Source organism: Paenibacillus sp. TAB_01 (assembly GCF_043945595.1).
Taxonomy (GTDB): Bacteria; Bacillota; Bacilli; order Paenibacillales; family NBRC-103111; genus Paenibacillus_S.
In genome coordinates this window covers 4,891,566-4,902,884 of the sequence record NZ_JBIFNP010000001.1, presented here as the reverse complement: position 1 = coordinate 4,902,884, position 11,319 = coordinate 4,891,566, and the positions used below count along the sequence as shown (strand labels likewise).

General features: G+C 55.0%; 7 protein-coding genes and 3 pseudogenes. 5 read left to right on the top strand and 5 right to left on the bottom strand.

Annotated features, from left to right (window positions below; translation table 11 throughout):
- Positions 1–216: 216 nt before the first annotated feature.
- Complete coding sequence (locus ACHHV8_RS23760) at positions 217–378, top strand: YqzE family protein (protein WP_395163607.1); 162 nt, start codon at positions 217–219, stop codon at positions 376–378.
- Positions 320–445 (top strand): annotated as a pseudogene (locus ACHHV8_RS23755) (hypothetical protein); the annotation flags it as partial. The gene ACHHV8_RS23760 and the pseudogene ACHHV8_RS23755, both read left to right, overlap by 59 nt.
- 172 nt (positions 446–617) lie before the next feature.
- On the opposite strand, the gene ACHHV8_RS23750 reads toward ACHHV8_RS23755, so the two are convergent.
- The 3 genes and pseudogenes from ACHHV8_RS23750 to ACHHV8_RS23740 form a co-directional block, all read right to left on the bottom strand.
- Positions 618–1,475: a hypothetical protein gene (locus ACHHV8_RS23750; RefSeq protein WP_395161909.1), complete on the bottom strand. Its 858-nt coding sequence runs from the start codon at positions 1,473–1,475 to the stop codon at positions 618–620.
- Between the two features lie 143 nt (positions 1,476–1,618).
- A complete protein-coding gene (locus ACHHV8_RS23745; RefSeq protein WP_395161908.1) occupies positions 1,619–2,686 on the bottom strand; it encodes a YqhG family protein in 1,068 nt (355 codons plus the stop codon).
- Positions 2,683–4,483 (bottom strand): annotated as a pseudogene (locus tag ACHHV8_RS23740) (DEAD/DEAH box helicase). Before ACHHV8_RS23740 ends, ACHHV8_RS23745 begins: the two are co-directional and overlap by 4 nt.
- A gap of 147 nt (positions 4,484–4,630) precedes the next feature.
- Here ACHHV8_RS23740 and ACHHV8_RS23735 point away from each other — a divergent pair.
- Both ACHHV8_RS23735 and ACHHV8_RS23730 read left to right on the top strand, forming a co-directional pair.
- The gene (locus ACHHV8_RS23735; RefSeq protein ID WP_395161907.1) at positions 4,631–5,725 is read left to right on the top strand and encodes a hypothetical protein; all 1,095 of its coding nucleotides are present in this window, start codon (positions 4,631–4,633) and stop codon (positions 5,723–5,725) included.
- 20 nt (positions 5,726–5,745) lie between these two features.
- Entirely contained in the window at positions 5,746–6,591 is an 846-nt protein-coding gene (locus ACHHV8_RS23730; RefSeq protein WP_395161906.1) for a lipoate--protein ligase family protein, read from the top strand.
- A 52-nt stretch (positions 6,592–6,643) separates the two neighbouring features.
- Here the strand turns inward: ACHHV8_RS23730 and dat are convergent.
- Together dat and ACHHV8_RS23720 are read right to left on the bottom strand one after the other, a co-directional pair.
- Positions 6,644–7,467 (bottom strand): annotated as a pseudogene (gene dat / locus ACHHV8_RS23725) (D-amino-acid transaminase).
- A gap of 113 nt (positions 7,468–7,580) precedes the next feature.
- Positions 7,581–8,042 carry a DinB family protein gene (locus ACHHV8_RS23720; protein WP_395161905.1) on the bottom strand — a complete coding sequence of 154 codons (462 nt, stop codon included), beginning with the start codon at positions 8,040–8,042 and terminating at the stop codon, positions 7,581–7,583.
- A gap of 552 nt (positions 8,043–8,594) precedes the next feature.
- On the opposite strand from ACHHV8_RS23720, the gene ACHHV8_RS23715 reads away from it, so the two are divergent.
- Positions 8,595–11,246: an adenosylcobalamin-dependent ribonucleoside-diphosphate reductase gene (locus ACHHV8_RS23715; protein WP_395161904.1), complete on the top strand. Its 2,652-nt coding sequence runs from the start codon at positions 8,595–8,597 to the stop codon at positions 11,244–11,246.
- The last annotated feature ends 73 nt before the right edge of the window (positions 11,247–11,319 follow it).

Below are 11,319 nucleotides of genomic sequence, written 5' to 3'. Positions count from 1 at the left end.
AACCGGAGGAGGCTTCGAAGCTTGCCTTCACTTATCCGAGAGCACTGTGTTCATGTGCAAATTATGTGGAGGACAACAGGAAGGCGCTTAAGGATTTAATTGAGAATCGAATGAGAATCTTATAGCTTAAACACGTTTGACCCCCGTTCCAAATGGTAAGAATGGAGGCATGGGGGTGTCGGTTTATTGGCTAAAGGTGATGAATTGATCAAATATATGACGGAGCAGTTCGTTAAATATATGGAAACGCCCAAGGAAGTACGAAGGCAGGTGAAAGCGAGCCAACGGGAAGGTCCGGGAACACTGGCAGTACCGGTGGTTCGGGATGGTGCCGCTGGCTATCTCCATGTGGCTGCAGAGTCTGCGCAAAAAAAATGAAAAGCTTCTCCCCTGTGCGGACACGGGATGGGAAGCTTTTCTATATGTGAGGAGGAGAATAACCTAAAGGAATGTGCCGTTAATACGTACGGCATCGTTAACCGGATTTGCCGGTAAAGCAAAGCCCGGCGGTAACTGCTGCGTTTCCCCGCTACTAGGGGAACAGACGGCCTGCGGCAGCCGCATAGCGGGCGGGAATGGCGCGGCGTCCTTCGCGTTCCAGCTGCATATACACCTCGTCATTGCGACCACTGCTGGTAACCCGTTACGGCAAAAGGCATATTGACCTGCCCTCCATACAGCTCGGCGATGAAGGTGAGCTTCGCCGGTGAAGCGGCGTCCAGCAGTGCCTGCAGGCCGGTAAAGGCCGTTGGCGTCAGCGGAGTCTTCTGCAGCCAGGACATGTCGTCATACGGATCGAATCCGTCGAGCTGCCGATTTGCGGTAATGGTATGCTCGGGTGAAGCGAAGGCAGAGTTTATGAATTCGGCGCCGCCTGGCTGGCTTGCTTCGGGGAGCTGGTCCCTGGAGGTCAGCGGTAGCACTTCGCCGGTCGATGCATCGAGAAAATGTGTGCGTTCGCCTGCGGTAACGATCCAAACCGCATGCAGCGGGTCGGCATACCAGCGTTCGGCTTCATAGGAAGAATCGATAAGTTCCAGCTGTACCAGACTGCGGTACAGGGTGTTCAAGCTGAATAACGGAGAGCTGCCGCTGCCGTATTCGGACAATTGATAGGCATTCGGAAGATTCGGGTCAGCGGCATGGATGACCAGGTAGCCGACCTCGCGGCCGCCGGACTGCAGCAGCACGATCCAGCCGTGCGTTCCAGGACCGAGGGGAGCGCTGGTCCAGGTGGCGGAGCCCCAGGCTTCATAGCCTTTTTCCTTGGCAATGCTTTTAATCCATTGGTTGACGGCATCTGCAAAAGTAGGCGTGTTCATTGTTTTCGTCCGGTCTACGGGATCGGGCTTGAGCTTAAGAACCGATAAAGGCTCGGACGGGTGCTCCTGGACTGCCTCTGTGGATAATGGGCTTGCAATCAGCAGGCTTGTCCAGAGAAGAAGCGCAGAGAGCCATAACACCGATTTTTTCATTCAATCACCTGCTTGCTTTGGGAAATCGGGCTTGGTGTTGCTATGCCCTTATTGTACAAAATATGCATTGAAAAGTTTGTTAGAACCTGTAAGCCTTGAAAAAAATTCCAGCTTCTATTTTTGGAGGCATTTAGCGGAACCCGTCAGTTCATGCCCGGATTTCCCGTCAGCAGATGGAACAGCCCGCAATTGATGACGGATATTTGGATGCGGGGGCGGTACTGCCAATCGATCTCCTGCCGCCGGTTGCTGTACTGGTTCTCGATCTCCGCCTTCTGCTCCGGCTCAGCAGCCTGGATCAAAGGCTCGTAATAGCCTTTGATGCGGTCCAGCTCATCCTCAAGGCGCAGTCTGGCTTCCTTGGCCCAGGAATGATCGTAGGAACCGAGCTTTTGCTCCATATACTGCTCCAAATAGATAACGGCGCGCGGAAGCGTAAATTTATCCGGCACCATGTAGACATGAGCGGGAAGGACAGGGGTCAAATTGCGGCCCTTGAGCAAGTCCTGAAACCGTTCGACGATTTGCCCGGTGCCAAGGTGAATGCCGAGCGAATGAATTTCGCTGCGCTTCATATCGCAGGCCAGCTCGACCTTGAAATTGACCTGCAGCCAGCTTTCGCAGGCTTGCGTCGCGAATGTTTTGCTGCGCGGCTCGACCTTCACTTCCTCGAACAAATGAACGAAGCGGCCCTTATTGCGCACCGCGCCGAAGATTTGCTCCAGCCGCCGGCTGCCGAAGGTGACTTCGTCCTTCGGCACGCGTGCCGTGACCTGTGTCGGCACGAAGCCGAAATACCGCCCCAGGATGCTGTCCTGGGGAGGCTGAGGCGCCCCCGGCGCTCCTGGAGCCGCAGGGGGCGCGCCGGCAGGTGCGGGAGCGCTGCCTCCAGGCGAAGCGGAAGCAGCTGCAGCCGGCTTCGCCGGAGCCTGGACCGGTGAAGCGGCAGGGCCAGGCTGCACGGCCGGACCCGGCTGGACGGCCTGCGGTGCTTTAGCCGCCTCAGGATTAAAGACGAAGGTGCACGTCATCGTCTCCGGCTGGACGCCGGTGCGTTCGACGAAGCTCCAATAATAGGGGCGGAAGGTCAGCTCCCTGTCGGCGGAGGGGGACAGCTTGACCGTGACGTAATCCGGATGCTTTTCCAATATTTCGCACTGCTCCGCTTCCAAATAACGCATGACGAAGTCCTGAATTTGGGCTGTCTTCATGGTGTCGCCTCCGCTTCACCCGCGATGGGCTGTCCTATCGAATTCAATAAGTTCGCCGTATAAGCGGCTTCCTGCTGCGAATCGCGTTCCACTTCCGTGCGAATGGTCGAGAACGAGCGTCCGAGCTCGTCCATCTGCCGTCGGATTTCTTCCTCGCTGCCGGAGGAGAGGATCATTTTGGCCAGATGGGTTTCCAGCGAATTTGTCTTCTCAAACCGCTCCAGGATCGTATCCAGCTCTCCGATGACAAGCTCGAACATATTGATTTTTTCATGCAGCAGCGACAAAATATATTCCTCGATCGTTCCGCGTGTCGATAAATTATAAATCTTCACATCATCCTGCTGGCCCAAACGGTGGACGCGGCCGATCCGCTGCTCTACGCGCATCGGGTTCCACGGCAGGTCGAAGTTGATCATATGGTGGCAGAACTGCAGGTTGATGCCCTCGCCGCCGGCTTCCGTTGCGACAAGCACCTGCGCTCGGTTGCGGAACAGATCCATCATCCAGTCCTTTTTGCCGCGGTTCATCCCTCCGCGATAGGGGACAGCGGTAATTTTGTGATCCTTCAAATACTGCAGTAAATATTCCTGAGAGGCCCGGTATTCGGTAAAGATAATCACCTTATCCTGAACATCCTGGACGATCTCCATTACTTTCTCCGCCTTCGTATTGGCCTTAATGCTCCGGATCAGCTCAACCAGCTCCCAGATTTTCGGGCGAACCGGAGAGTCCTCGGCCGTTTTCTTGAACATATTGACCAGCGTGATGAAGACGGCATCCCGGCTGCTGCATACCTCCCGCTGAAGCGTAACAAGCGACAGCACGCTGCTGATATCGCCGCCGGCTTCCTCGAAGCGTCCCTTGACGAAATTCGTCACGCCATCGTAAAGCGCTTGCTCTTCAGGCGACAGAGTGAGAGGGATATTGCGCACGATGCGCTTGGTGAAATTGACGTTGCCGTCGCTGCGCCGGTTGCGGATCATTACCTTGGACAGCTCCTGCTGCAGCTGTTCTTCATTTTTCGGTATGCGCTTATCCGCTACGAAATTGGCTTGAAAGCTTCCTTGACCGCCCAATTGTCCCGGCTTCAGCAGTGTAATCAGGTTATACAGCTCCTTCAGATCGTTCTGCACCGGGGTGGCGGTGAGCAGCAGACAATATTTTTTGCGGAGCTCGTTAATGAATTGATAATTGGTCGTTTTTTTATTTTTGAGCTTATGGGCCTCGTCCACGATGAGCATATCGTATTCCATGCCGAGCACAATATCCCGGTGCGGATCCCGCTTGGCGGTGTCCATCGAGGCGACGATAATATCGCACTGCGCCCACATGTATTCTTTTTTTTGCGCGACGGCGGGAATGCCGAACTTTTGATTAAGCTCGCGCACCCATTGAAGCACGAGGGAGGCGGGCACCAGGATGAGTACCTTTTTGATGAGGCCCCGAATGATATATTCTTTGAGAATAAGCCCGGCTTCAATTGTTTTCCCAAGCCCGACCTCGTCGGCGAGAATGGCTCTGCCCCGCATTTCGGTCAATACCTTCTTCGCCGTTTCAATCTGATGAGGCATCGGAGTCAAGTTCTGAATATGCATCAAAGATTGGAGCTCGTCGAAGTCCGAAATGAGGCTGGCCTGCTCGGCTTCATATGCCAGCTGGTACAGGGTCCGAATCATCCCAAGGGCCGCCCCGCTGGGCTCGCTGGTGCAAATTCTCGAACCATTCGCGGTCAAAATGCAGCTGAACATCCTCGTTGAAGGGGCGCACGTGTTCTTTTTTGTCCGTTGGTTGCATGGTATGCCGCTCCTTTACTGCCATCCTTTAGGGTAGCTTATTGGCATATCGGATGAGTGTTGTAATTTTTAGTATGGACGAAAAGAAACTCTTTCATAACCTGAGGGAATCCATTATCATGAGTAGTAATTAGGGCGGAGGGGAAGGATGGCTGTGAAAAAATGGGGCGCGGCGCTGTTAGCTATCGCATGCCTGGGAGCTGTCCTTTATTTGTGGCTGCAGCCGCCGGAGCCCCCGCGTTTGACGCCGATCGATGAAGATGCGGTGACAGCGATAGACGAGACGGGAGATTTGCTGGCAGCGGATACGTACCAGGTATTCAGCATTAATAGTAAGAACGGGCAAGGAACACGCATTCTTCAAACGGCGGAGCCGGTCAGCGCAATCAGCTATACTCCCGACTATACGGTTATCACTGTTTATAATAGTAGCGATCCGAAGGCGTTCCATGGATTTTATGTGCGGGATAAGCAGTCCTCCGGCTTTGTGCAGTATGCTGTGCCGCAAATGTCGCCCAAGCTCAGCTATGTCTCTGGCGATCTTCTGTTCGTGTCCGGTGCGGATAAAATCGCGCAAAAGGGCGGCGACATGACGAAGGTCGGCATTTATCAGCTTAAGGAGCACAGATGGGTGAAGGAATGGATGGTGCCCGGGGGCGTAGAGGATGTAACCGGCAGCGGCAAGGACGTTTATTTCGTTACGTCCAATAATGCGGAAACGAGCTCCAATCTGTATAAAGCGGATCTGCAAACAGGGGAATGGGTCCAAATGATCCAGCATGCCCGCAGGTATCCGCTGGATCAAGTTGCGCTCGATTCGAACGGAGATACGTATATCGGCACCTCGCAGCGCGTCAAGAGCGAATGGTCGAACAAAATATACCGCTTTAACCCGCAGCAGGTTCCCTACGAGCTGACGAGCAGCTTCGTGTCCAACACGAAGCCGTATTTCTTTACTATGAAGGCATTGAGGGGTAAAATGCTTATAACACGGTTCGACGTCTCGGACAAAGCGGCCGACATAGAAAAGCCTCTCGCGCTGCTCGATTTGAAAACGCGCAAGCAGGCGCATTTGACGTGGGAGCACCGGCCGGCAGCCGCAGCTGCGTCGGAAGACGGATTTGTGGTGCTGGGAGAGGACGGGATGCTGGCAATCGTTGCGCCGGACGCCGTGGAGCGGCCGACGCGGGAATTCCAGCTGCCGGAGCTGACAGAAGGCAAACGGCTTGCCGTGAAGAAGTGAAAGGCGGGGAAGCAGACAGCATGAAAGAGAAATGGCGTTTTATATCCTCGGGGGCGCATGACCCCGCATACAATATGGCTGCAGATGAAGCGATTCTTATTGCGCACAGCGAGGGGAAATCTCCGCCGACCGTACGGTTTTACGGATGGTCGCCTGCAACCTTGTCGATCGGGTATTTTCAGAAGGCGATGGAAGAAATCGATTTCGAGCAGCTGAAGGCGGAAGGGCTCGGCTTCGTGCGCAGACCTACAGGCGGACGCGCCGTCCTTCACGATAAGGAGCTGACGTACAGTCTGATCGTCTCGGAGAATTACCCTGGCATTCCGAGAAGCGTAACCGAAGCGTACCGCGTGCTGAGCGAAGGGCTGCTGCTGGGCTTCCGCAAGCTGGGGCTTAACGCGCAGATGGTTCAGCTCGAAAGCGATGAGGACAAGACCAAATACGCCTCGATGGGCTCGGCGGCCTGTTTCGATTCCCCCTCGTGGTACGAGCTGGTGGTGGAAGGGCGCAAAATCGCAGGGAGCGCGCAGACGCGGCAAAAACAGGTCGTGCTGCAGCACGGCTCAATCCTGCTCGATATGGATACGGATCAGCTGTTCCGTGTGCTCAAATTCAAAAACGAGCGCATTCAGGAGCGTCTGAAGCAGCAATTTATCCATAAGGCGGTAGCCATTAACGACCTGTGCCGGCAGCTGGAGAGACCGACGGTGCAGATCGAGGAAGCAGAGCAGGCTTTTCGCAGCGGCATGGCGGAGGGGCTGAACGTAGAGCTGGTGGAAGGCGGTCTGACGGATTACGAGCATTCGCTTGTGATGCAGCTCATGGAAGAAAAATATGCGAACGAAAGCTGGAACCTTCGGAGGTAGCTTAGGCTGCCCCCGGAGGTTTCTTTTTTTTGGAGATGAGGTGCTAAGAAATCTAAGAAGTAAGCTGCTGAAACGCTTGCTGAAGCTTCCGAGTCACAGGCCCGGCTGCCCGCTGCTTACAGGCTCCCCATTGACGCTGATGACCGGCATGACCTCCTGGGTGGTGCTGGTAAGAAACGCTTCATCGGCGGTATGTAAGTCTTCGAGTGTGAACGGCTCTTCCTGAAGCGCGATGGACAGCTGGCCGGCAAGGCGGATCACGACGTCTCGCGTAATGCCGTGCAGAATGAGATGGTTCGCGGGATGGGTGCGGACAACGCCGTCCTTGACGATCATGAAGTTCGAGGCGCTGCATTCGGTCACGACGCCGCTGCGGTGCAGGATGACGTCATCGGCCCCTTGATCGATAGCATGCTGCTTGGCCATTACATTGGGAAGCAGATTCAATGTCTTCAAGTCGCAGCGCAGCCAGCGGATATCGTCCATGGTGATGGCACGGATGCCCTTCTCCATCGTCTGCAGCGGTCTGGTCAGAGGCGAGCAGTAAGCCATCAGAACGGGCTCGGCTTGAGGAAACGGATGCGAGCGGGGCGCTTCCCCGCGGGTCATCTGCATATACACAATCCCCTCGTCCAATTCGTTCAGACGGATCAGCTCGACGAGCCGCTCATTCAGCTGCGGGATCGGATAAGGCAGAGCGATCCGGGTATCGCGGGCGCTCTTTTCCAGTCGGCGGTAATGCCCCTCCGCTTCAAAAATACGGCCGTTGTAAACGCGGAACACTTCATAGACGCCGTCGCCGAAGTAATAGCCGCGGTCCTCAGGCGAAATGCGAACTTGCTCTTTAGGTAAAAATTCATTCTGATACAGGTACATGCTGAAGCCTCCTAAGCAAGGCGTGCGGATGGTTCCGAACGGCGGAACGCAGGCAGCCCCGGATGATAACATAGCTTGATAAGCCTTAGGTTATCAGAGGTCGGAGGGCCGTGTCAAAGCGCCGCAATCGTTTTGCGCATACTCATCATATAGCCGGTATGCACGCCTTCATGATACAGGCTGAAGGCGATCACGGCGCCTACCGTATCCATCCCTTTGAAAGGCTGAACAAGCTTGTCTGCGGTCCGGCTGTACAGCTTCTGCTTGATGCGAAGCGGCTGCTCGGTCAAGATGGATTTCAGCTCTTCGAGCGTTGGAGGCTGCAGAGTCCAGTCCGCCGGCTTGGTGCCGTTCGCGAACAGGCCCGGGTACGTTTCCGGAAGCTTGAACGGCTCGCCGGCCAGCTTGAAGCACAAGCTTTCCTGAACCGTTGCGATATGACCGAGATGCCAGCGCAGCGTATTGTTGTATCCCGCCGGCATAATATCGGCTGTTTCCTCCGTAGTCAGTTCAAGCTGCTGCAGGGTTCTTTCGCGGACCAGGCCCAGCTGTAAAAAAAGAATTTCATTCGTCATGCGCAGATCGCTCCCGTCGGCTGATTTAATAGGTTTGAAAAACGGTTAAGTAATGCAAGTGAGCCAAGCTTAGCTGAAGTATTCAGGCGGAGCCCGGCTTGAACCGGGAAGGCGCGGCCGTGAATCCCAGGCGCGCGTTTCGGAACTGGAGGGAGGCGGGTCAAAAACAGGTCTGCACATCAAAGTACAGTTGCTTGCGGGCTCGCCGCTCCCGCCTTTCACCTACATATAAGTATATGGTATACCAGGAATGTTGTACAACCCCGAGCTATATTGACACAGACGGGAGCTTGTTGGCTATAGGCCTTAAGAAGCGAAATGGGCGAAGCAAGACCTAAAATAAAAGGAGTTTTTGTCGAAAATAAAACCGCTTCGGGCGCACGAAAAAGAGAGCTTATTCGAGTAAATAGGAGCATTCGGCACGGTACCTCGTCCTATTTACCAAAATTCGCTATCCGCCTATTAGAAACACAATATATTGTAATGTATAATAGTCATCACACACTATATATAGTGATGTATGGTGCAGCTTATTTAGGGAGGTTGTCCGGATTGAAGACCGTACAAGGGAACAAATTGAGCGGACTCAGCGAGAAAATTTTTCTCGATCGCTACGCGCTAAAGAATGCAGATACAAGCCAGACGAAAGTTGGGGACACCGTCTTGGTATTAACGAAAGACGATCCCAAATTCCCGGCCAAGGAAGTCGGCGAGGTTATCTCTCGTGAAGGAGACATCGTCAAGGTCCAGCTGCGCAGCGGGGATCTGGTGGAATCGAGTGTCGAGAAGCTGACACTGACGGTGGAGAAGACGCCTGAACAGCTGTGGGAGCGTCTGGCGAAGGCCATGGCCTCTGTTGAAGCGACCCCTGAGAAAAGAGAAGAATGGACACATAAATTCAAATATATTTTAGAGGATTGGAAGCTGGTACCCGGGGGACGTATTGCCGCCGGGGCGGATGCGAGCGACGAGCTGACCTTATTCAACTGCTACGTTATTCCTTCTCCTCATGACAGCCGCGGAGGCATCATGAGCACGTTGACGGAAATGACGGAGATTATGGCCCGGGGCGGCGGCGTAGGCATTAACCTGTCCTCCCTTCGTCCGCGCCGCTCGATCGTCAAAGGCGTGAACGGCTCCTCCAGCGGTGCGGTTTCCTGGGGAGGCCTATTCAGCTATGCAACCGGTCTGATCGAGCAGGGAGGCAGCCGCCGCGGGGCGCTGATGCTGATGATGAACGATTGGCATCCTGATGTGGTGGACTTTATTACAGTGAAGCAGACGATGGGGCAGATCACGAACGCCAACCTGTCGGTTTGCGTAAGCAACGGGTTTATGAAGGCGGTCAAGGAGGATCTGGACTGGGAGCTCGTCTTCCCCGATACGAACGATCCGGAGTACGATCAGGTATGGGACGGCAATCTCGATAAATGGAAGCAGCTCGGCAAAAAGGTCATCGTCCAGCGCACCGTGAAGGCTCGTGACGTATGGCATACGATTATCGAATCGGCCTGGAAATCCGCCGAGCCCGGCGTTGTCTTCATGGAATATTATAATCAGATGTCCAACAGCTGGTATTTTAATCCGATTATTTGTACGAATCCTTGCGGAGAGCAGGGACTGCCGGCTTGGGGCGTCTGCAATTTGTCGGCGATCAATCTGTCGCAATTTTACGATGCGAAGAAGGAAGATGTGGCTTGGGACGAACTCGGCAAGGTGGTTCGTTACTCCACGCGTTTCCTGGATAACGTTATCGACAAAACGCCGTATCATTTCGAAGAGAACCGGCTGAACCAGCAGAGCGAGCGCCGCGTAGGCTTGGGCACGATGGGTTTGGCGGAGCTGATGATCAAGCTCGGCATCCGTTACGGCAGCCCGGAATCGCTGCTGTTCCTCGATCAGCTGTACGGCTTTATGGCGAAGGAAGCCTACCTGGCTTCGGCAGATATTGCGGAAGAAAAAGGCAGCTTCACGCAGTTCGAGGCGGAGCCGTTCCTGCAAAGCGGGTTTATGAAAAATATGACCGGCGTGTATCCTGAGGTTGGATCCGCTATTCAGAAAAAAGGCATGCGCAACGTGACCGTCATCACCCAGGCGCCTACGGGCAGCACAGGAACGATGGTCGGTACCTCGACGGGGATCGAGCCTTACTTCGCCTTTGAATATTATCGTCAAAGCCGCCTGGGCTTCGACAAGCAGTATGTGCCGATCGCTCAGGAGTGGAAGGATGCGCATCCGGATCAGGAGCTGCCGGATTATTTCGTCACAGCGATGGATTTGTCGGCGGAGGGCCACATCCGCGCTCAGGCTGCGATCCAGAAGTGGGTCGACAGCTCGATTTCCAAGACGGCGAACTGTCCGTCCGATTTTACGGTAGACGAGACGAAGCGCTTGTATGAGCTGGCCTTCGATCTGGGCTGCAAGGGCGTGACGATTTACCGGGACGGAAGCCGCGATGTGCAGGTGCTTTCTACCGAGAAGAAAGAAGAGAAGCCGGAAGAGAAGAAGGCGGCTCAGGAAGTGTTGAAGGCGGAAGCTGAACCGGAAGCGGTGAAGGACAGCCCAAGTCCGAAAGCAGCGGTTAAGCCGGAGACTTCAAGTCCGGCGAACATTAGCAGCGGCAGCGGCAGCTTGGTCAGCGCTTTGACTTCGGCAAGTGCGGAGCCGGTCGTCGACAAGGAGTACAAGCGCCGCCCGCAAATATTGCGCGGTGCGACTTATAAATTCAATACGCCGTTCGGCATGGCCTATATCACAATCAACGATATGAACGGCTCGCCGAGCGAAGTGTTCCTCAACGTGGGCAAAGCGGGCTCCGACGTGTTTGCGATGTCCGAGGCGCTCGGCCGCGTCTGCTCCTTGTTCCTGCGCTACGGCGATCACGGCAACAAAGTTCAGCTGCTGACCAAGCATCTGAAAGGGATCGGCGGCTCCGGCGCGATCGGCTTCGGCGCCAACCGCGTCGAATCGATCGCCGATGCGGTCGCCAAGGCGCTGGAGATGCACGGCGAGTTCAACGACGATGCGGACGCCTACGTCACGGCGACGCAGGAGATCGTGGCGGAGCCTGCGACGGCGCAGTACGCCGTGAACCGTCAAGCGGCCACGTCGCTGAGCCTGTGCCCTTCGTGCGGCTCGGCCTCGCTGATTAACAGCGAGGGCTGCAAGAACTGCAGCAGCTGCGGCTACAGCAGGTGCAGTTAAAGGGATGAGAGAGGCTCCTTAGGGGCCTCTGTGAAATTCCATAATTCTTTAGAATTGTTCCATAATTCCTTAG